This window comes from Enterobacter cloacae complex sp. S3 (genome assembly GCF_014930495.1).
Lineage (GTDB): Bacteria > Pseudomonadota > Gammaproteobacteria > Enterobacterales > Enterobacteriaceae > Enterobacter > Enterobacter asburiae_B.
Window position 1 is genome coordinate 105,129 of the sequence record NZ_JADBRD010000008.1, and the last position, 22,068, is coordinate 127,196.

The following is a 22,068-nucleotide window of genomic DNA, read 5'->3' on the forward strand; positions in this document are numbered from 1 at the left end:
CACCCTAACCCTCTCCCTCAGGGAGAGGGGCGGGGTGAGGGATAAGGGGAAGACCATGACCACACAACGCCCTTTAGTTTCAATCTATATGCCGACATGGAATCGTCAGCAGCTGGCGATCCGCGCAATCAAATCCGTCCTGCGACAGGATTACGATAACTGGGAGCTGATCATTGTTGATGACTGCTCTTCCTCGTATGAACAGCTGCAAAAGTTTGTGACTGACCTCAACGACCCGCGGGTGGTCTATACGCATAACGCCATTAACTCCGGCGCGTGCGCGGTGCGTAATCAGGCGATTATGCAGGCCAAAGGGCAGTATCTGACCGGGATCGACGACGATGACGAATGGACGCCGAACCGCCTGTCTATCTTCCTGTCGCATAAAGAACAGCTGGTCACGCACGCTTTCCTGTATGCCAACGACTATGTTTGCCAGGGCGAGGTTTATTCGCAGCCCGCGAGTCTGCCGCTGTACCCGAAATCGCCGTATTCTCGCCGCCTGTTCTACAAGCGCAACATTATTGGTAACCAGGTCTTCACCTGGGCGTGGCGCTTCAAAGAGTGCCTGTTCGATACCGAACTCAAGGCCGCGCAGGATTACGACATCTTCCTGCGCATGGTGGTGGAATACGGCGAGCCGTGGAAAGTGGAAGAGGCCACCCAGATCCTGCATATCAACCACGGGGAGATGCAAATCACCTCCTCGCCGAAGAAGTTCTCCGGCTACTTCCATTTTTACCGCAAGCACAAGGACAAGTTTGACCGTGCCAGCCGTAAATATCAGCTCTTTACCCTCTATCAGATCCGCAATAAGCGCATGAACTGGCGCACGCTGCTGACGCTGCTGTCCGTGCGTAACGGCAAGCGCCTGGCTGATGGACTTCGGGGGAAATAATGTTTCTGGAAGATTGCCGCGCTAACAGCTGGAGCCTGCGTCCGTGCTGCATGGTTCTGGCGTACCGCATCGCGCACTTTTGCTCGGTGTGGCGTAAGAAAAACGTGCTGAACAATATCTGGGCGGCGCCCGTGCTGGTGCTGTACCGCATCATTACCGAATGCTTTTTTGGCTATGAAATTCAGGCCGCTGCCACCATTGGCCGCCGCTTTACCATCCATCACGGCTATGCGGTGGTGATCAACAAGTTTGTGGTCGCCGGGGATGATTTCACCATTCGTCATGCGGTCACCATTGGCAACCGCGGGCCTGACAGCCTGGCCTGCCCGGTCATCGGCAATAACGTCGAGCTGGGCGCGAACGTGGTGATCGTCGGTGACATTACGATTGGTAATAACGTCACGATTGGTGCTGGCAGCGTGGTGCTGGACAGCATTCCGGATAACGCGCTGGTGGTGGGAGAAAAAGCCCGCGTGAAGGTGATTAAATGAACATTCTGCAATTTAACGTACGCCTCGCAGAAGGCGGAGCGGCAGGCGTGGCCCTGGATCTGCACCAGCGCGCGCTGCAAAAAGGACTTCAGTCTCGGTTTATTTACGGCTACGGCAAAGGCGGCAAGAAAAGCGTCAGCCACGATAATTTCCCGCAGGTGCACAAGCACACGCCGCGTCTGACCTCGATTGCCAACATTGCGCTGTTCCGTCTGTTTAACCGCGATCTGTTTGGCAACCTGAACAATCTTTACCGCACGGTTACCCGCACCGCGGGCCCGGTTGTGCTGCATTTTCACGTTCTGCACAGCTACTGGCTGAATCTGGAAGAGGTGGTGGCGTTTTGCCAGAAGGTGCAGGCCCACAAGCCCGACACCCGCTTTGTCTGGACGCTGCACGATCACTGGAGCGTGACCGGACGCTGCGCGTTTACCGACGGCTGCGAAGGCTGGAAAGATAACTGCCAGAAGTGCCCGACGTTAAGCAACTACCCGCCGGTGAAAGTGGATCGCGCGCATCAGCTGGTGGCCGGAAAGCGTCAGCTGTTCCGCGACATGCTCTCGCTCGGCTGTACGTTTATCTCCCCGAGCCAGCACGTGGCCGATGCCTTCAACAGCCTGTACGGGGCAGGGCGCTGTCAGATTATCAACAACGGCATCGACGTGGCGACGGAAGCCATTCTTGCCGAGCTAACCCCGGTGGCCGAAACCGCGGGCAAACCGAAAATCGCCATCGTTGCGCATGACCTGCGTTACGACGGTAAGACCAACCAGCAGCTGGTGCGCGACATGATGGCACTGGGTGACAAGATAGAGCTTCACACCTTCGGCAAGTTTTCGCCGTTCGAAGGGACCAACGTGGTGAACCACGGGTTTGAAACCGACAAGCGCAAGCTGATGAGCGCGCTGAATGAAATGGACGCGCTGGTGTTCAGCTCCCGCGTGGATAACTACCCGCTGATCCTCTGCGAGGCGCTCTCTATTGGTGTGCCGGTGATCGCCACCCACAGCGATGCGGCGCGCGAAGTGCTGGAAAAGTCCGGCGGGAAAACCTTCACGGAGCAGGAGGTCCTGCCGCTGGTACAGCTGCCGAAGGCGCAGATTGCTGAGATCGTTTTTGGTACTGACCTGGAATCGTTCCGCAACCGCAGCCGCAAGGCCTACAGTGGACAACAGATGCTGGAGGAATATGTCTCGTTCTATCAGAATCTGTAGTTATCTGCTGCTGCCGCTGATCTACCTGCTGGTCAACGTCAAAATTGCCCAGCTCGGCGAAAGCTTCCCGATAACCATCGTGACCTTCCTGCCCGTTCTGCTTCTGCTGTATGTCGATAAAATCAACCTCAAGAAGCTGATGATTGCCCTAGGGCTGGGCACGGGCCTGACGCTGTTTAACTACATCTTTGGCCAGTCGCTGGATGCGAGTAAATACGTCACCTCGACCATGCTGTTTGTTTATATTGTCATTATTATCGGTATGGTCTGGAGTATTCGATTTAAAACTATTTCTCCGCACAATTATCGGAAAATCCTTAGGTTCTTTTATATTGCCGTTGCGTTAATTGTTATGCTTGCCGCACTGGAGATGGCGCAAATTATTCTCACCGGCGGCAGCAGCCTGATGGAGATAATTTCGAAATATCTCATTTACAGTAACAGCTATGTATTGAACTTCATCAAGTTTGGCGGGAAGCGTACTACAGCCCTCTATTTTGAACCGGCGTTTTTCGCTCTGGCGTTAATCTCAATTTGGCTCAGCATCAAACAGTTTGGTATCAAAACGCCTAAGACCGATGCTATGATTCTTGCAGGAATTGTTCTGTCTGGATCGTTCTCAGGGGTAATGACATTTATCCTGTTTTACCTGCTGGAGTGGGCGTTCCAGTACCTGAACAAAGATGCGATTAAGAAAAAACTGCCGCTGGCGATTATCTCCCTGACGGTATTTATGGTAGGCGTGATATTTGCCTTCCCTTACATCTCAGAACGTCTGGGTGATTTGGGAACGGAAGGGTCTTCGTCCTATTATCGCATCATTGGGCCACTGGTGATGGTGGGTTATTCTTTAACCCATATTGATGGGGTAGTAAGATTCGGCTCACTTTACGAATATGTTGCATCATTCGGAATCTTTAACGGTGCGGATGTCGGTAAAACCATAGACAATGGTCTGTATCTGTTAATTATTTATTTTTCGTGGTTCGCCGTACTGTTGACCCTGTGGTATCTGTTTAAAGTTTTCAAAATGATGATTAACGCGTTTGGTGATAACCAGAACTTTCGCGTTCAGCTTTATCTGTTTACTCCGGTGTCGCTGTTTTTTACCGGGTCAATATTTAGCCCGGAATATGCTTTCTTGATTGTCTGTCCGTTTATTCTGCGCAAGGCGCTTAATATTACGAACGTATGACGAAATGAGGTGATTTATGTTTCTTAGCGTCATTACTGTCGCTTTTCGTAATTACGAAGGGGTGGTAAAAACCTGGCGCTCGCTGCGCAACCTGGCGCGCGATCCAAGCCTCACCTTTGAGTGGATTGTGGTCGACGGCGGCTCGAACGATGGCACGGCGGAGTTTCTGGAAAAACTCAACGGTGAGTTCAACTTACGCTACATCAGCGAGAAAGATAAAGGCATCTATGATGCGATGAATAAAGGCATCAATATGGCGCAAGGCCGTTATGCCATCTTCCTGAACTCGGGCGATATTTTTCATGAAGACGTGGCGCTGTTTGCCCGTCAGCTGGCTCGCCAGAAAGAGGACGCCATGTATATTGGCGATGCGCTGCTCGATTTTGGCGACGGACATAAAGTGTGCCGCAGCGCGAAGCCAGGCTGGTATATCTATCACAGCTTGCCGGCCAGCCATCAGGCCATTTTCTTCCCGGTAAAGGGTCTGAAAAAACAGCCTTACGATTTGCAGTATAAGGTTTCTTCCGATTATGCGCTGGCAGCCAGCCTGTATAAATCAGGTTACCCGTTCCGTCGAATTAAAGGGCTGGTGTCTGAGTTCTCCATGGGCGGCGTGTCAACCTCGAATAATCTGGAATTGTGCCAGGATGCCAAAAACGTACAGCGTAAAATATTACGCGTGCCGGGGTTCTGGGCGGAATTGTCTTATTTATTACGCCTGCGTACCACAGGCAAAACGAAAACCTTATATAACAAAGCCTGAATATAAGGAAACGCAATGCAGGATTTAAAAGGTTTCTCCGTGCCGAAAGGTTTTCGGGGCGGGAACGGTATTAAGGTACAGCTGTGGTGGGCCGTTCAGGCAACATTATTTGCCTGGTCGCCGCAAATAATGTACCGCTGGCGAGCTTTTTTATTGCGCCTGTTTGGCGCAAAAATCGGAAAAAACGTAGTCATCCGACCTTCTGTAAAAATTACCTATCCGTGGAAATTAACGCTGGGAGATTACGCATGGGTTGGGGATGACGCGGTGTTATATACCCTTGGCGAAATTACGATTGGCGCAAATTCGGTGGTTTCACAGAAATGTTATTTGTGCACCGGCAGCCACGACTTTATGAGTCAGCATTTTGATATTACCGCTTCGCCTGTTGTGATTGGCGAAAAATGCTGGCTGGCAACGGATGTTTTTGTTGCACCGGGTGTTTCTGTTGGCGATGGCACGGTAGTCGGTGCCCGCAGCAGCGTTTTTAAATCGCTACCGGCAAATAAAATTTGCCGTGGCAACCCCGCAGTGGTGATACGCGAACGCGTTGAAACGAAGAGCCTTGTTAAGTAGGCGTAATCGTTGCAGGCAGTTTGAACGCGGACTGCGCGGAGAAACCGGAACGTACTTAGGTACGTGAGGATTTCGAGCACAGCCCGCGTTCAAAATGACAAAAAAGATAGCCTACTTAACGGCTCTGATTAAATTCATAAGTAGAGGAATATAAACATGTCTAAAGTCGCTCTCATCACCGGCGTTACCGGGCAGGATGGTTCTTACCTGGCAGAGTTCCTGCTGGAAAAAGGGTATGAAGTACACGGTATTAAACGTCGTGCGTCTTCTTTCAACACCGAACGTGTGGATCATATTTATCAGGATCCTCACGCGGCGAACCCGAAATTCCATCTGCACTACGGCGACCTGACCGATACCTCCAACCTGACCCGTATCCTGCAGGAAGTACAGCCGGATGAAGTCTACAACCTGGGCGCGATGAGCCACGTAGCGGTCTCCTTCGAATCCCCGGAATACACCGCCGACGTTGATGCCATGGGTACGCTGCGTCTGCTGGAAGCAATCCGCTTCCTCGGCCTTGAGAAGAAAACTCGCTTCTACCAGGCATCCACCTCCGAGCTGTACGGCCTGGTGCAGGAAATCCCACAGAAAGAGACCACGCCGTTCTACCCGCGCTCTCCGTATGCGGTAGCAAAACTGTACGCCTACTGGATCACCGTGAACTACCGTGAATCCTACGGCATGTACGCGTGTAACGGCATCCTGTTCAACCACGAATCTCCGCGTCGCGGCGAAACCTTCGTGACCCGCAAAATCACCCGCGCTATCGCCAACATCGCGCAGGGTCTGGAGTCTTGCCTGCACCTCGGCAACATGGATTCCCTGCGTGACTGGGGCCATGCCAAAGACTACGTGAAAATGCAGTGGATGATGCTGCAGCAGGAACAGCCAGAAGACTTCGTGATTGCGACCGGCGTGCAGTACTCCGTACGTCAGTTCGTTGAAATGGCCGCGGCACAGCTGGGCATCAAGCTGCGCTTCGAAGGTACCGGCGTGGAAGAGAAAGGTATCGTGGTTTCCGTGACCGGCCACGACGCTCCGGGCGTGAAGCCAGGCGACGTGATTGTCCAGGTTGACCCGCGCTACTTCCGTCCTGCTGAAGTGGAAACCCTGCTGGGCGACCCAACCAAAGCGCACGAGAAGCTGGGCTGGAAACCAGAAATCACTCTGCAGGAAATGGTTTCCGAGATGGTAGCCAAAGATCTTGAAGCAGCGAAAAAACACTCCCTGCTCAAGTCTCATGGCTACGAGGTTGCCATCGCGCTGGAGTCCTGAGAATGACGAAACAACGTATTTTTGTCGCCGGTCATCGCGGAATGGTGGGTTCCGCGATTGTTCGCCAGCTCGAACAGCGCGGTGACGTGGAAGTGGTTGTCCGCACGCGCGACGAGCTGAACCTGCTCGACAGCCTCGCGGTACAGGACTTCTTTGCTAACGAACGCATTGACCAGGTGTATCTGGCGGCGGCGAAGGTGGGCGGCATTGTCGCTAACAACACCTACCCGGCGGATTTCATCTACGAAAACATGATGATCGAGAGCAACATCATTCACGCGGCGCATCTGCACAACGTGAATAAGCTGCTGTTCCTCGGATCGTCCTGTATTTACCCGAAAATGGCGAAACAGCCGATCGCCGAGAGCGAACTGCTGCAGGGCACGCTTGAAGCGACCAACGAGCCGTACGCGATTGCCAAGATTGCCGGGATCAAGCTGTGCGAGTCCTACAACCGTCAGTACAACCGCGACTATCGCTCGGTGATGCCGACCAACCTGTACGGACCGCACGACAACTTCCACCCGAGCAACTCGCACGTGATCCCGGCGCTGCTGCGCCGCTTCCACGAGGCGACCGCCGAGAACGCGCCGGACGTGGTGGTGTGGGGCAGCGGTACGCCGATGCGTGAATTCCTGCACGTGGACGACATGGCTGCCGCCAGCATTCACGTGATGGAGCTGGATCGTGAGGTGTGGCAGGAGAACACCGAGCCGATGCTGTCGCACATCAACGTCGGTACCGGCGTGGACTGCACCATTCGCGAACTGGCGCAAACCATCGCGCAGGTGGTGGGCTACAAAGGACGCGTGGTGTTTGACGCGACGAAACCGGACGGCACGCCGCGCAAGCTGCTGGACGTGACCCGCCTGCATCAGCTGGGCTGGTATCACGAGGTGTCACTGGAGCAGGGGCTGGCCAGTACCTACCAGTGGTTCCTGGAAAACCAGCACCGCTTCCGGGGGTAACGATGTTTTTAAGTCAGGAAGATTTTGCCACGGTAGTGCGTTCGACTCCGCTCATCTCAATTGATTTGATCGTGGAGAACGAACGCGGCGAGTTCTTGCTGGGGAAACGAACCAACCGTCCTGCACAGGGCTTCTGGTTCGTGCCCGGCGGGCGCGTGCAGAAGGATGAGCGGCTCAGCGATGCGTTTGAGCGTCTCACTCTGGCGGAACTGGGCCTGCAGCTGCCGATGGCAGCGGGCCAGTTTTACGGGGTCTGGCAGCACTTCTATGACGATAACTTTTCAGGCACCGGGTTCACCACGCACTACATCGTGCTGGGGTTCCGCCTGAAGGTGAGTGAGGCAGACCTGCGTCTGCCTGATTCTCAGCATGACGACTACCGCTGGCAGACGCCAGAGGCGCTGCTTGCCAGCGACAATGTGCATGACAACAGTCGTGCCTATTTCCTGGCCGATCGTCAGTCCGGAGTGCCGGGCTTATGAAAATTTTAGTGTACGGAATCAACTACTCGCCGGAGCTAACCGGCATCGGAAAATACACCGGCGAGATGGTCGAGTGGATGGCGAGCCAGGGACATGACGTGCGGGTCATTACCGCGCCGCCGTACTACCCGGAGTGGAAAGTCGGGGAGCGCTACTCAAGCTGGCGCTACCGTCGCGAAGAGGGCGCAGCGACCGTCTGGCGCTGCCCGCTGTATGTGCCTAAGCAGCCCTCAACGCTGAAGCGGTTACTTCATCTTGGCAGCTTTGCCCTGAGCAGTTTCTTTCCGCTGATGGCGCAGCGTCGCTGGAAGCCGGATCGCATCATCGGCGTGGTGCCAACGCTGTTTTGCACGCCGGGCATGCGCCTGCTGGGCAAACTCTCCGGCGCGCGCACTCTGCTGCACATACAGGATTACGAAGTTGACGCCATGCTAGGCCTGGGGATGGCAGGCAAAAGCAAGGGCGGCAAGGTGGCGAAGCTCGCCAGCGCGTTTGAGCGCAGCGGCCTGCACAACGTTGATTACGTCTCAACTATCTCGCGCTCGATGATGAACAAGGCGCAGGAGAAGGGCGTCCCGGCGGAGAAAGTCATTTTCTTCCCGAACTGGTCAGAAGTGGCGCGTTTTCGCGATGTAACTGAGCAAGATGCTCAGGCCCTGCGCGCGCAGCTCGGTTTGCCTGAATATCAAAAAATCATTCTTTACTCAGGCAACATCGGCGAAAAGCAGGGGCTGGAAAGCGTGATTGAAGCGGCCCAGCTGCTGAGTGAACATCCGTGGACGTTTGTGATTGTCGGGCAGGGCGGTGGAAAGGCGCGGCTGGAAAAAATGGCCGGGGAACGCGGCCTGACCAACGTGAAATTTTTCCCGCTTCAGTCTTACGAGGCATTGCCTGCGCTGCTGAAGATGGGCGACTGCCATCTGGTGGTCCAAAAACGCGGCGCCGCGGACGCGGTGCTGCCGTCCAAGCTGACCAACATTCTGGCAGTGGGCGGTAACGCGGTGATCACGGCAGAAGCCGAAACAGAATTAGGCCAGCTGTGCGACAGCTATCCGGGTATTGCCGTGTGCGTGGAGCCGGAATCGGTCCCGGCGCTGGTAACCGGAATTGAGAAGGCACTTGCCATGCCAAAAGTGAACACGGTGGCACGTGAATATGCCGAACGCACGCTCGAGAAAGAGAACGTGCTGAGCCAATTTATTGCAGATATACGGGGATAAATCATGAGTCAAACCACTTTGTATCCGGTTGTGATGGCTGGTGGCTCTGGTAGCCGGTTGTGGCCGCTGTCCCGCGTGCTCTATCCAAAACAGTTCCTCTGCCTGAAAGGGGATCTCACCATGCTGCAGACGACGGTAAACCGTCTGCACGGCGTGGAGTGTGAAAGCCCGGTGGTGATTTGTAACGAACAGCACCGCTTTATTGTTGCCGAGCAGCTGCGCCAGCTGAATAAGCTCACCGAAAACATCATCCTGGAGCCTGCCGGACGCAATACCGCGCCCGCGATCGCCCTGGCGGCGCTGGCGGCAAAACGCAGCAGCCCGGACTGTGACCCGCTGATGCTGGTCCTGGCGGCAGACCACGTTATCCAGCAGGAAGACGCGTTCCGCGACGCGGTGCGTGCGGCGATCCCTTACGCCGAGAGCGGCAAGCTGGTGACCTTCGGCATCGTGCCGGATCTGCCGGAAACCGGCTATGGCTATATTCGTCGCGGCAGCGTGACGCCGGGTGAAGGCGACAGCGTGGCGTTTGACGTGGCGCAGTTTGTTGAAAAACCGAATCTGGAAACCGCGCAGGCGTATGTCGCCAGCGGTGAGTATTACTGGAACAGCGGGATGTTCCTGTTCCGCGCCGGACGCTATCTGGAAGAGCTGCGCAAATACCGCCCGGATATTCTGGACGCCTGCGAGAAAGCGATGGCGGTGGTGGACCCGGATCTCGACTTCATCCGCGTGGATGAAGAGGCGTTCCTCGCCTGCCCGGAAGAGTCCATTGACTATGCGGTGATGGAACGTACGGCGGACGCCGTCGTGGTACCTATGGATGCGGGCTGGAGCGATGTCGGCTCCTGGTCCTCCCTGTGGGAGATCAGCGCCCATACCCCGGAGGGTAACGTCCACCACGGCGATGTTATTAGCCACAAAACGGAAAACAGCTACGTCTACGCCGAATCCGGCCTGGTGACCACGGTCGGGGTGAAGGATCTGGTGGTTGTCCAGACCAAGGACGCCGTGCTGATTGCCGACCGTAACGCCGTGCAGGACGTTAAAAAAGTGGTGGAGCAGATCAAGGCCGATGGCCGTCACGAGCACCATATTCACCGCGAAGTCTACCGTCCGTGGGGGAAATATGACTCCATTGACTCCGGTGATCGCTACCAGGTGAAACGCATCACCGTGAAGCCGGGCGAGGGGCTGTCGGTGCAGATGCACCATCACCGCGCCGAGCACTGGGTGGTGGTCGCGGGTACCGCTAAAGTCACTATCGACGGTGAAGTCAAACTGCTCGGTGAAAACGAGTCCATTTATATTCCGCTGGGGGCGACGCACTGTCTGGAGAACCCGGGGAAAATTCCTCTCGACTTAATTGAGGTGCGCTCCGGCTCGTATCTGGAAGAGGACGATATCGTGCGCTTCCAGGACCGCTACGGGCGGGTGTAGCACTCTGCATTATGCCCGGTGGCGCTGCGCTTACCGGGCCTGCGAATGACAAAAAAATCAATTTGGCCATTACGTGGTCAGGGCCGACTGTTGCCTGAAAAAGGGGTCATCATGGAAAAATTAACCTGTTTTAAAGCCTACGATATTCGCGGCAAGCTGGGCGAAGAGCTGAATGAAGACATCGCGTGGCGCATTGGCCGCGCGTACGGCGAATATTTAAAACCGCAGACCATCGTGCTGGGCGGCGACGTGCGTCTGACCAGTGAATCCCTCAAGCTGGCCCTGGCGAAAGGGCTGCAGGACGCGGGCGTGGACGTGCTGGATATCGGCCTTTCCGGGACCGAAGAGATTTACTTTGCCACCTTCCACCTGGGCGTGGACGGCGGTATCGAAGTGACGGCCAGCCACAACCCGATGGACTACAACGGGATGAAGCTGGTGCGCAAGGGCGCGCGTCCTATCAGCGGCGACACCGGCCTGCGCGACGTGCAGCGCCTGGCGGAAGCCAACGACTTCCCGCCGGTGAACGACGCGAAGCGCGGCAGCTACAAAAAAATCAACCTGCAGAAAGAGTACATCGGCCACCTGCTGGGCTACATCAACGTGGCGAACCTCAAGCCGCTGAAGCTGGTCATCAACTCCGGTAACGGCGCGGCTGGTCCGGTGGTGGATGCGCTGGAAGCCCGCTTTAAGGCGCTGAACGTGCCGGTCACCTTCATCAAAGTGCACAACACCCCGGACGGCAACTTCCCGAACGGTATTCCTAATCCGCTGCTGCCGGAGTGCCGCGACGACACCCGCAACGCGGTGATTGAGCACGGCGCGGACATGGGCATCGCCTTTGACGGTGACTTCGACCGCTGCTTCCTGTTCGACGAGAAGGGGCAGTTCATCGAGGGCTACTACATTGTCGGCCTGCTGGCGGAAGCGTTCCTCGAGAAAAACCCGGGCGCGAAAATCATCCATGACCCTCGCCTTTCCTGGAACACCGTCGACGTGGTGTCAGCGGCGGGCGGCACGCCGGTGATGTCCAAAACCGGCCACGCCTTCATCAAAGAGCGCATGCGCGAAGAAGACGCCATCTACGGCGGCGAGATGAGCGCCCACCACTACTTCCGTGATTTTGCCTACTGCGACAGCGGGATGATCCCGTGGCTGCTGGTGACCGAGCTGCTGTGCCTGAAGGGGCAGACGCTGGGCGAGCTGGTGCGCGACCGCATGGCGGCGTTCCCGGCGAGCGGGGAGATCAACAGCAAGCTGGCGCAGCCGGCCGAGGCCATTGCCCGCGTGGAGCAGCACTTTGCGATCCACGCGCTGGAAATTGACCGTACGGACGGCATCAGCATGGCGTTCCCGCAGTGGCGCTTTAACCTGCGCTCGTCCAACACCGAGCCGGTGGTGCGCCTGAACGTGGAGTCCCGTGCTGACACGGCGCTGATGGAAGCCCGAACGAAGGACATTCTGGCGCTGTTGAATCAGTAACAATTGCCCCTCCTGCGGGAGGGGGAACCGAATACAGGAACAACGATGACGAATCTAAAAAAACGCGAACGAGCGAGAACGAATGCATCGTTAATCTCTATGGTGCAGCGTTTTTCTGATATCACCATCATGGTCGGTGGATTGTGGGCGGTGTGTCGGATCGGCGGGCTGCCGTTCTTATATATGCATCTGCTGATGGCACTCATTGCGCTGGTCGTGTTTCAGATGATCGGCGGGATGACCGATTTCTACCGCTCGTGGCGCGGCGTGAAAATGACCACCGAACTGATGCTGTTGCTGCAGAACTGGACCCTGAGCCTGATCTTCAGCGCAGGCCTGGTGGCCTTCAGCCATGATTTTGATAATCGCCTCGTCACCTATCTCTGCTGGTATTTGATCACCAGCGTCGGCATGGTGGTGTGCCGTTCCCTGATCCGCTTCGGCGCGGGCTGGCTGCGTAACCGCGGTTATAACCGTCGCTTCGTTGCGGTAGCGGGCGATCTGCCGGTTGGTAAGGTTCTGCTCGACAGCTTCCGCAAAGAGCCGTGGTTAGGGTTTGAAGTGGTCGGGATTTATCACGACGCGAAGCCGGGCGGCGTGCCGTCGGACTGGGCGGGCAATTACGAACAGCTTATTGAAGACGCGAAAGCCGGTAAAATTCACAACGTCTACATCGCCATGCAGATGAGAGACGAATCCCGCATTAAGCAACTGATGCGCGAGCTGGCGGACACCACCTGTTCGGTGATCCTGATCCCGGACGTCTTTACCTTCAACATCCTCCATTCACGCATTGAAGAAGTGAACGGCGTGCCGGTGGTACCGCTGTACGACACCCCGCTGTCGGGCATTAACCGCGTGCTGAAGCGCGCGGAAGATATCGTGCTCTCTTCGCTGATTTTACTGCTCATCTCCCCGGTGCTGTGCTGCATTGCCCTCGCGGTGAAGCTGAGCTCTCCCGGCCCGGTGATCTTCCGCCAGACCCGCTACGGTATGGACGGTAAGCCGATTATGGTGTGGAAATTCCGCTCCATGAAGGTGATGGAAAACGACAAGGTGGTGACCCAGGCAACGCAGAACGATCCGCGCGTCACCCGCGTGGGGAACTTCCTGCGCCGCACCTCGCTGGATGAACTGCCGCAGTTTATCAACGTCTTCACCGGCGGCATGTCGATTGTTGGCCCGCGTCCGCACGCGGTGGCGCACAACGAGCAATACCGCTCGCTGATTGAAGGCTACATGCTGCGCCATAAGGTGAAGCCGGGCATCACCGGCTGGGCGCAGATCAACGGCTGGCGCGGCGAAACCGACACGCTGGAAAAAATGGAAAAACGTATCGAATTCGATCTGGAGTACATCCGTGAATGGAGTATTTGGTTCGATATCAAGATTGTTTTTCTGACCATCTTCAAAGGTTTCGTGAACAAAGCGGCGTACTAAGATGAGCTTACGTGAAAAAACCATCAGCGGGGCCAAATGGTCAGCGATGGCGACCATCGTCATCATTGGCCTCGGTCTGGTGCAGATGACCGTGCTGGCGCGCATTATTGATAATCACCAGTTCGGCCTGCTGACCGTCTCGCTGGTGATTATCGCGCTGGCCGATACGCTGTCTGATTTTGGTATCGCCAACTCGATTATCCAGCGCAAAGAGATCAGCCATCTTGAGCTGACTACGCTCTACTGGCTGAACGTGGGGCTGGGGATTTTCGTGTTCGTGCTGGTGTTCCTGCTGAGCGATACCATCGCCAGCGTGCTGCATAACCCGGATCTGGCTCCGCTGATGCGCACGCTATCGTTTGCTTTCGTGGTGATCCCGCACGGGCAGCAGTTCCGCGCGCTGATGCAGAAAGAGCTGGAGTTCAACAAGATCGGCATGATCGAGACCAGCGCGGTGCTGGCGGGCTTTACCTTCACCGTGGTGAGCGCCCATTTCTGGCCGCTGGCGATGACCGCTATCCTCGGATACCTGGTTAACTCAGCCGTGCGCACGCTGCTGTTCGGCTACTTTGGCCGCAAGATTTACCGTCCCGGACTGCATTTCTCTCTCGCGTCCGTTTCGTCCAACCTGCGCTTTGGCGCGTGGCTGACGGCGGACAGCATCATCAACTATGTGAATACCAACCTGTCGACGCTGGTGCTGGCGCGTATTCTTGGCGCGAGCGTGGCGGGGGGCTACAACCTGGCCTACAACGTCGCGGTGGTGCCGCCGATGAAGCTGAACCCGATCATCACCCGCGTCCTGTTCCCGGCGTTCGCCAAGATTCAGGACGACACCGAGAAGCTGCGCGTTAACTTCTACAAGCTGCTTTCCGTGGTGGGGATCATCAACTTCCCGGTGCTGCTGGGGCTGATGGTGGTTTCCAGCAACTTCGTGCCGCTGGTGTTTGGCGAGAAGTGGAACGGCATCATCCCGATCCTGCAGCTGCTGTGCGTGGTGGGGCTTCTGCGCTCCGTGGGGAATCCGATTGGTTCCCTGCTGATGGCAAAAGCGCGCGTCGACATTAGCTTTAAGTTCAACGTGTTCAAAACTTTCCTGTTTATTCCGGCGATTATCGTCGGCGGGCATATGGCGGGCGCCATCGGCGTCACGCTTGGCTTCCTGCTGGTGCAGGTAGTCAATACCGTTCTGAGCTACTTCATCATGATCAAGCCGGTGCTGGGCTCCAGCTACCGTCAGTACATCCTGAGCCTGTGGCTGCCGTTCTATCTCTCGTTGCCGACCCTGGCGGTGAGCTACGGCCTGGGCATCATCCTCAGCGGTCACCTGCCGCTGGCCGCGCTGCTGGCGGTACAGGTTGCCGCGGGCGCGCTGGCATTTGGCGTGATGATTGTGCTGTCACGCAATGCGCTGGTGGTGGAGATGAAGCGCCAGTTTTGCCGTAACGAAAAAATGAAAACGCTGCTTCGCGCAGGCTAGTTATTTAAGAGGCCATTATGAAATTATTAATTCTTGGCAACCATACCTGCGGCAACCGTGGCGACAGCGCCATCCTGCGCGGTTTACTGGATGCAATTAACACCCTTAAGCCTGAGACCGAAGTGGACGTGATGAGCCGTTATCCGGTCAGCTCATCCTGGTTACTGAACCGCCCGGTGATGGGCGACCCGCTCTACAGCCAGATGAAACAGCATAACAACGCCGCGGGCGTGATGGGGCGGGTGAAGAAAGTGCTGCGTCGTCGCTACCAGCACCAGGTGCTGCTTTCCCGCGTGACCGATACCGGCAAGCTGCGCAATATTGCTATCGCGCAGGGCTTTACCGATTTTGTCCGTCTGCTGTCCGGCTACGACGCCATTATCCAGGTCGGCGGTTCGTTCTTCGTCGATCTCTACGGCGTGCCGCAGTTTGAGCATGCGCTCTGCACCTTTATGGCGAAAAAGCCGCTGTTTATGATTGGCCACAGCGTCGGGCCATTCCAGGATCCGCAGTTTAACCAGCTTGCAAACTACGTGTTCGGCCACTGCGACGCGCTGATCCTGCGCGAGTCGGTCAGCCTCGATATGATGAAGCGCAGCGAAATTGACACATCAAAAGTTGAGCACGGCGTGGACACCGCGTGGCTGGTGGATCACCAGGACGACAGCTTCCAGCCGAGCTACGCGGTGCAGCACTGGCTCGACGTGGCGGCGAAACAGAAAACCGTCGCGATTACCCTGCGCGAGCTGGCGCCCTTCGATAAGCGTTTAGGTACGACCCAGGCGGCGTATGAGAAAGCCTTCGCCGACGTGGTGAACCGCGTGCTGGACAGCGGGTACCAGGTGCTGGCGCTCTCAACCTGCACCGGCATCGACAGCTACAACAAAGACGACCGTATGGTGGCGCTGAACCTGCGCAGCCTGGTGAACGATCCGTCCCGCTATCACGTGGTGATGGACGAACTGAACGATCTGGAGATGGGCAAGCTGCTCTCCGCCTGCGACCTGACCGTCGGCACGCGCCTGCACTCCGCCATTATCTCCATGAACTTTGGCACGCCGGCCATTGCCATCAACTACGAACACAAATCAGCAGGCATCATGCAGCAGCTCGGTATGCCGGAAATGGCCGTGGATATCCGTCATCTGCTCGATGGTTCGCTCGGTGCGATGGTGGGCGACACGCTCGGCCAGCTGCCTGCGATCAATGAACGCCTGGCGGTGGCGGTGAAAGCCGAGCGCGAGAAGGGCATTGGGATGGTGAAATCGGTACTTGACCGCGTACGGGAGGGGAAATGAAGGTTGGTTTCTTCTTACTGAAATTTCCGCTGTCGTCTGAAACGTTTGTCCTAAACCAAATCACCGCGTTTATCGATATGGGATATGACGTGGAGATTATCGCCCTGCAAAAGGGCGATACTAAAAATACCCATGCGGCGTATACCCAGTATGGGCTGGAGGCGAAAACCCGCTGGCTGCAGGATGAGCCGTCCGGGAGGCTGAGCAAGCTGCGCCACCGGGCCAGCCAGACCTTGCGCGGGATCCACCGCGCGTCGACGTGGCGGGCGCTGAATGTTTCCCGCTATGGTTCCGAATCCCGCAATCTGATCCTGTCGGCCATCTGCGGGCAAACCGCGCAGCCGTATCGTGCCGACGTGTTTATCGCCCACTTTGGCCCCGCGGGCGTCACCGCCGCGAAGCTGCGCGAACTGGGCGTGATTGACGGCAAAATTGCGACCATCTTCCACGGTATCGATATCTCCAGCCGCGAAGTGCTGAACCACTACACGCCGGAGTATCAGCAGCTGTTCAGGCGCGGCGACATGATGCTGCCTATCAGCGACCTGTGGGCCGGACGCCTGAAAAACATGGGCTGCCCGGGAGAGAAAATTGCCGTTTCGCGTATGGGCGTGGACTTAACGCGCTTCACTCGCCGTCCTGTCAAGGTGCCGGGAAAACCGCTGCAGATCATCTCCGTTGCTCGCCTGACCGAGAAGAAAGGCCTCCATGTGGCCATTGAAGCCTGCCGCCAGCTGAAAGCGCGCGGGGTGGATTTCCACTATCGCATTCTCGGCATTGGGCCGTGGGAGCGACGTCTGCGCACGCTTATCGAACAGTATCAGCTGGAAGATGTCGTAGAGATGCCGGGCTTCAAGCCGAGCCACGAGGTCAAGGCCATGCTCGACGAGGCGGATGTCTTTCTGCTGCCTTCCGTAACGGGCGCCGATGGCGATATGGAAGGCATTCCGGTGGCGCTGATGGAGGCGATGGCCGTAGGTATTCCGGTGGTATCAACCCTGCACAGCGGGATCCCGGAGCTGATTAAGTCTGACCACTCCGGCTGGCTGGTGCCGGAGAATAACGCGATGGCCCTTGCGGACCGATTAGCAGCCTTCAGCGATATTGACCAGCAGGCGCTGGAGCCCGTGCTCCAGAACGCCCGACAAAAAGTGGAAACCGATTTTAACCAGCAGGTGATTAACCGCCAGTTAGCGAGCCTGCTGCAAACGTTGTAACGCCGAGGATGTATGCTGAAAAAGATTACCCGACGCACCTTTGTCTCTTCTCTCTCCGTTCTGGCGGCCACGCCGCTGCTGTCGTCACGCATCGCGCGGGCGGCAAGCGGCAGAACGGTCTCTGTTCATCAGTACAATAACAACGACTGGATCGCCGCCTTTAAGCAGGCGTTTAATGACGGCGACACCGTCGTGGTCCCGGCCGGGCTCACCTGCGAAAACATCAATACCGGTATTTTCATTCCCGACGGTAAAACCTTGCTGATCCGCGGGGCGTTAACCGGCAACGGGCGCGGCCGCTTTGTTTTGCAGGAAGGCAGCAAAGTGATAGGCGAAGGTGCTGGCCGCACGGAGAACATCACTCTCGACGTTCGCGGATCTGACTGCGTTATCAAAGGGCTGGCCATGAGCGGTTTTGGCCCGGTGACGCAGATCTACATCGGCGGCAAGAAACCGAGCGTAATGCGCAATTTGCTGATTGATAACATCAGCGTAAGCCAGGCCAACTACGCCATCCTGCGCCAGGGTTTCCACAACCAGGTGGACGGAGCCCGCATCACCAACAGCAAATTTAGCCATCTCCAGGGGGATGCGATCGAGTGGAACGTCGCCATCAACGATCGCAATATCCTGATCTCTGACCATGTCATCGACAACATCAACTGCACCAACGGCAAGATCAACTGGGGCATCGGTATTGGTCTCGCCGGCAGCACCTACGATAATGACTATCCGGAGAAGCAAACCGTCAAGAACTTCGTGGTGGCAAACATCACCGGCAGCAACTGTCGCCAGCTGGTGCACGTTGAAAACGGTAAACATTTTGTTATTCGCAATATCAAGGCCAAAAATATTACCCCCGATTTCAGTAAAAAGGCGGGTATAGACAACGCCACGGTGGCCATCTATGGCTGTGATAATTTCATTATTGATAATGTCGATATGGTGAACAGTGCGGGAATGTTAATCGGCTATGGGGTGATAAAAGGCGATTATTTGTCCATCCCGCAGAACTTCAAGCTCAACAATATTCATCTCGATAATCGTCAGCTTGCGTATAAATTGCGCGGAATACAGATTTCATCCGGTAACGCCACCTCGTTTGTGGCGATAACCAACGTGGAAATGCAGCGTGCAACGCTTGAGCTGCACAACAAGCCGCAACATCTTTTTTTACGCAATATCAATGTGATGCAGGAAGCCGCTGTGGGGCCCGCCCTGAAGATTAACTTCGACCTGCGTAAGGATGTGCGGGGTAAATTCATGGCGAAAGACGAGACGTTGCTGTCGCTGGCGAACATAAAAGCAGTGAATGAGAAGGGGCAAAGCTCGGTCGATATTGACCGGGTCGACCAGCAGGTGGTGAATGTGGAAAGGCTTAACTTTGCGCTTCCGCACAGATAATCGACAATCATCAGTTTTGAGACTATTCCTGGCATAAAAGCGCGATCTAATCAGATTACAACTACAGAAATTTGTGATGCTAAGGCGTAACATTGCCCAAGGATTACGGCAAATCATGCTGGCGAAAACAGGTTTAAGAGCTATAATTCGTCAACCATTTTAAGGTGGAAGAAATAATGATTAATTTGAAAGCAGTCATTCCGGTAGCAGGCCTGGGCATGCATATGCTGCCAGCCACAAAAGCCATTCCTAAAGAGATGCTGCCGATCGTCGACAAGCCAATGATTCAGTACATTGTCGATGAGATTGTTGCTGCAGGGATCAAAGAAATCGTCCTGGTTACGCACTCCTCCAAGAATGCGGTAGAAAACCACTTCGACACCTCTTACGAACTCGAAGCGTTGCTTGAGCAGCGCGTCAAACGCCAGCTGCTGGCGGAAGTGCAGTCTATTTGCCCGCCGGGCGTGACCATCATGAACGTGCGTCAGGCGCAGCCGCTGGGCCTGGGCCACTCTATTCTGTGTGCCCGTCCGGTTGTGGGTGATAACCCATTCATTGTTGTTCTTCCGGACATCATCATCGATACCGCTTCTGCCGATCCGCTGCGTTACAACCTGGCGGCAATGGTGGCGCGTTTCAATGAAACCGGCCGTAGCCAGGTGCTGGCGAAACGCATGAAGGGCGATCTCTCCGAGTACTCCGTTATCCAGACTAAAGAACCGCTGGAAACGGAAGGGCAGGTGAGCCGCATCGTTGAGTTCATCGAAAAACCGGATCAGCCACAGACGCTGGATTCAGACCTGATGGCTGTAGGTCGTTACGTTCTGAACGCCGATATCTGGGCAGAGCTGGAAAAAACCGAGCCAGGCGCCTGGGATCGTATTCAGCTGACCGACGCGATTGCCGAACTGGCGAAAAAACAGTCCGTTGACGCCATGTTGATGACCGGCGACAGCTACGACTGCGGTAAGAAAATGGGGTATATGCAGGCGTTCGTGAACTATGGACTGCGTAACCTGAAGGAAGGGGCGAAGTTCAGAACCCGTATTGAGAGGTTGCTCGCAAACGACTGATATTCCTGCAACGTCTTGAACAAGCGGCGGTCATTATTTTGGTGTATTGAGATATAGCCAAAATGATGACTGCCGTTTTTTATTATTAATCCTATGATTACATAGAGTTACAGGGTTTAAATCTGGATCGCTTTGTAGCGATTTGTGCTTGTTTCTGAGGTCGTTTAGGACGACAATTAACGCCAGTTTTTTGTCTGGATCCAGACAAAAAAATCATTTAATCAGACATCGCTCAGTGCACTGGTAGCTGTTAAGCCAGGGGCGGTAGCGTGCTCAATTTCTGAAACCATCAATAAATGCTCAGGTTTCAGAACGCCAGTATCCAGACATATACTAGACGGAACAGATAACGTGAAAATTCTTGTGACGGGCGGGGCCGGCTTTATCGGCTCAGCGGTTGTACGACATATTATTAAAAATACCCAGGACGACGTCGTCAATGTGGATAAGCTGACCTATGCCGGCAACCTTGAGTCGCTTAGTGAAGTCAGCGACAGCGATCGATATGCTTTTGAGCATGCGGATATTTGCGATAAAGACGCCATGGATCGCATTTTCGCAAAACATAAGCCTGATGCGGTGATGCACCTGGCCGCCGAAAGTCACGTCGATCGTTCTATTACCGGCCCGGCTGCGTTTATCGAAACCAATATCGTCGGCACTTATGTACTGCTGGAAGCCGCTCGTGCTTACTGGTCAACGTTGGATGAGCAAGCGAAGAAAGCCTTCCGTTTCCATCACATCTCTACCGACGAAGTGTATGGTGATTTGCCGCATCCTGATGAGCACCCGGCATCAGCTGAGCTGCCGCTCTTCACTGAAACCACGGCTTATGCGCCTAGCAGCCCGTATTCAGCATCAAAAGCCTCAAGCGACCATCTTGTTCGTGCCTGGCTGCGTACCTATGGTTTCCCAACTATTGTCACCAACTGTTCGAATAACTACGGCCCGTACCATTTCCCGGAAAAATTGATCCCGCTCGTTATTTTGAATGCGCTGGACGGTAAAGCTCTGCCTATTTACGGCAAGGGCGATCAAATCCGTGACTGGTTGTATGTCGAAGATCACGCGCGTGCACTCTATACCGTTGTCACTCAGGGGAAACCGGGGGAGACATACAATATCGGTGGGCATAACGAGAAGCAGAATCTGGACGTGGTACATGCGATTTGCGATCTGCTTGATGAGATTGTGCCGAAAGAGGGCTCTTATCGCGATCAGATTACGTATGTTGCTGACCGTCCGGGTCATGACCGCCGCTATGCCATTGATGCACATAAAATTGGTGCTGAACTGGGGTGGAAGCCTGAGGAGACGTTCGAAAGCGGGATTCGTAAGACGGTGGAATGGTATCTGAGCAATCAGAATTGGGTTACCAACGTGAAAAGCGGTGCTTATAAGAGTTGGATCGAGCAGAACTACGGGGAACGTTAATAATGAATATTCTTCTGTTCGGTAAAACAGGGCAGGTGGGGTGGGAACTCCAACGAGCACTAGCTCCATTAGGTAATTTGATCGCGGTTGATGTACATTCAGAAGGATATTGCGGGGATTTTAGCAATCCTGAAGGGATCGCTGAAACCGTTAGTGCAATTAAACCAGACATCATTGTTAATGCGGCGGCGCATACAGCAGTAGATAAGGCTGAATCTGAGCCGGATTTTGCCAGACTCCTCAACGCAACGAGCGTTGAAGCTATAGCCAAAGAAGCCGCTAAAATAGACGCATGGGTTGTTCACTACTCTACCGACTATGTATTCCCTGGTGACGGTGAAACGGCATGGCGTGAAACGGATTCGACTGCTCCGCTGAATGTATACGGTGAGACAAAGCTTGAAGGTGAAAAGGCATTGCAGGCGCATTGCCCTAAGCATCTTATTTTCCGGACCAGTTGGGTATATGCGGGGAAGGGCAACAATTTCGCTAAAACGATGTTGCGGCTCGCAAAAGAGCGTCAGGAACTCTCCGTTATCAACGATCAAGTTGGTGCTCCAACGGGCGCTGAGTTGTTAGCAGACTGCACAGCGCATGCTATTCGTGTCGCAATGATGAAACCAGAAGTTGCTGGCCTCTACCATCTGGTCGCGTCGAATACGACAACCTGGTACGACTATGCGGCATTGGTGTTTGTGACCTGCCCCCACGATTA

The 22,068-nt window shown here is 55.3% G+C and carries 20 protein-coding genes; all 20 read left to right on the top strand.

Features of this window, described 5'->3' with window-relative positions:
* Positions 1 to 55: 55 nt before the first annotated feature.
* Positions 56 to 898, top strand: coding sequence for a colanic acid biosynthesis glycosyltransferase WcaA (gene wcaA, locus IM317_RS03825; RefSeq protein WP_023312403.1), 843 nt, complete (start codon positions 56 to 58; stop codon positions 896 to 898).
* Positions 898 to 1,389 carry a colanic acid biosynthesis acetyltransferase WcaB gene (gene wcaB / locus IM317_RS03830; RefSeq protein ID WP_032642828.1) on the top strand — a complete coding sequence of 164 codons (492 nt, stop codon included), beginning with the start codon at positions 898 to 900 and terminating at the stop codon, positions 1,387 to 1,389. Before wcaA ends, wcaB begins: the two co-directional genes overlap by 1 nt.
* A complete protein-coding gene (gene wcaC / locus IM317_RS03835) occupies positions 1,386 to 2,603 on the top strand; it encodes a colanic acid biosynthesis glycosyltransferase WcaC (RefSeq protein ID WP_033145981.1) in 1,218 nt (405 codons plus the stop codon). Before wcaB ends, wcaC begins: the two co-directional genes overlap by 4 nt.
* Positions 2,578 to 3,798, top strand: coding sequence for a colanic acid polymerase WcaD (gene wcaD / locus IM317_RS03840; RefSeq protein WP_029742034.1), 1,221 nt, complete (start codon positions 2,578 to 2,580; stop codon positions 3,796 to 3,798). Before wcaC ends, wcaD begins: the two co-directional genes overlap by 26 nt.
* 16 nt (positions 3,799 to 3,814) lie before the next feature.
* Complete coding sequence (gene wcaE / locus IM317_RS03845) at positions 3,815 to 4,561, top strand: colanic acid biosynthesis glycosyltransferase WcaE (protein ID WP_033145980.1); 747 nt, start codon at positions 3,815 to 3,817, stop codon at positions 4,559 to 4,561.
* 15 nt (positions 4,562 to 4,576) lie between these two features.
* Entirely contained in the window at positions 4,577 to 5,137 is a 561-nt protein-coding gene (wcaF, locus tag IM317_RS03850; protein WP_033145979.1) for a colanic acid biosynthesis acetyltransferase WcaF, read from the top strand.
* A 156-nt stretch (positions 5,138 to 5,293) separates the two neighbouring features.
* On the top strand, positions 5,294 to 6,415 hold the full coding sequence (gmd, locus tag IM317_RS03855; RefSeq protein ID WP_014884502.1) for a GDP-mannose 4,6-dehydratase: 1,122 nt from the start codon (positions 5,294 to 5,296) through the stop codon (positions 6,413 to 6,415).
* 2 nt (positions 6,416 to 6,417) lie between these two features.
* Complete coding sequence (locus IM317_RS03860; protein WP_033145978.1) at positions 6,418 to 7,383, top strand: GDP-L-fucose synthase; 966 nt, start codon at positions 6,418 to 6,420, stop codon at positions 7,381 to 7,383.
* A gap of 2 nt (positions 7,384 to 7,385) precedes the next feature.
* Positions 7,386 to 7,865 carry a GDP-mannose mannosyl hydrolase gene (locus IM317_RS03865; protein WP_033145977.1) on the top strand — a complete coding sequence of 160 codons (480 nt, stop codon included), beginning with the start codon at positions 7,386 to 7,388 and terminating at the stop codon, positions 7,863 to 7,865.
* Positions 7,862 to 9,085 carry a colanic acid biosynthesis fucosyltransferase WcaI gene (wcaI, locus tag IM317_RS03870; RefSeq protein WP_033145976.1) on the top strand — a complete coding sequence of 408 codons (1,224 nt, stop codon included), beginning with the start codon at positions 7,862 to 7,864 and terminating at the stop codon, positions 9,083 to 9,085. The genes IM317_RS03865 and wcaI overlap by 4 nt, the downstream gene beginning before the upstream one ends.
* A gap of 3 nt (positions 9,086 to 9,088) precedes the next feature.
* Positions 9,089 to 10,525, top strand: a complete 1,437-nt coding sequence (cpsB, locus tag IM317_RS03875; RefSeq protein WP_033145975.1) for a mannose-1-phosphate guanyltransferase — start codon at positions 9,089 to 9,091, stop codon at positions 10,523 to 10,525.
* A gap of 111 nt (positions 10,526 to 10,636) precedes the next feature.
* The gene (gene cpsG / locus IM317_RS03880; protein WP_033145974.1) at positions 10,637 to 12,007 is read left to right on the top strand and encodes a colanic acid biosynthesis phosphomannomutase CpsG; all 1,371 of its coding nucleotides are present in this window, start codon (positions 10,637 to 10,639) and stop codon (positions 12,005 to 12,007) included.
* A 45-nt stretch (positions 12,008 to 12,052) separates the two neighbouring features.
* The gene (gene wcaJ, locus IM317_RS03885; protein WP_033145973.1) at positions 12,053 to 13,447 is read left to right on the top strand and encodes an undecaprenyl-phosphate glucose phosphotransferase; all 1,395 of its coding nucleotides are present in this window, start codon (positions 12,053 to 12,055) and stop codon (positions 13,445 to 13,447) included.
* Between the two features lies 1 nt (position 13,448).
* The gene (gene wzxC, locus IM317_RS03890; protein WP_023312393.1) at positions 13,449 to 14,927 is read left to right on the top strand and encodes a colanic acid undecaprenyl disphosphate flippase WzxC; all 1,479 of its coding nucleotides are present in this window, start codon (positions 13,449 to 13,451) and stop codon (positions 14,925 to 14,927) included.
* A gap of 17 nt (positions 14,928 to 14,944) precedes the next feature.
* Entirely contained in the window at positions 14,945 to 16,225 is a 1,281-nt protein-coding gene (gene wcaK / locus IM317_RS03895; RefSeq protein ID WP_033145972.1) for a colanic acid biosynthesis pyruvyl transferase WcaK, read from the top strand.
* Positions 16,222 to 17,442, top strand: coding sequence for a colanic acid biosynthesis glycosyltransferase WcaL (wcaL, locus tag IM317_RS03900; protein WP_033145971.1), 1,221 nt, complete (start codon positions 16,222 to 16,224; stop codon positions 17,440 to 17,442). Before wcaK ends, wcaL begins: the two co-directional genes overlap by 4 nt.
* A 12-nt stretch (positions 17,443 to 17,454) precedes the next feature.
* Positions 17,455 to 18,846 (top strand): colanic acid biosynthesis protein WcaM, encoded by a 1,392-nt coding sequence (wcaM, locus tag IM317_RS03905; protein ID WP_033145970.1) that lies wholly within the window; start codon positions 17,455 to 17,457, stop codon positions 18,844 to 18,846.
* Between the two features lie 176 nt (positions 18,847 to 19,022).
* Positions 19,023 to 19,919 carry a GalU regulator GalF gene (gene galF, locus IM317_RS03910; protein WP_033145969.1) on the top strand — a complete coding sequence of 299 codons (897 nt, stop codon included), beginning with the start codon at positions 19,023 to 19,025 and terminating at the stop codon, positions 19,917 to 19,919.
* Positions 19,920 to 20,270: 351 nt separating this feature from the next.
* Entirely contained in the window at positions 20,271 to 21,353 is a 1,083-nt protein-coding gene (rfbB, locus tag IM317_RS03915) for a dTDP-glucose 4,6-dehydratase (RefSeq protein ID WP_033145968.1), read from the top strand.
* 2 nt (positions 21,354 to 21,355) lie between these two features.
* The coding region (gene rfbD, locus IM317_RS03920; protein WP_193362465.1) for a dTDP-4-dehydrorhamnose reductase at positions 21,356 to 22,068 on the top strand (713 nt) is incomplete at its 3' end.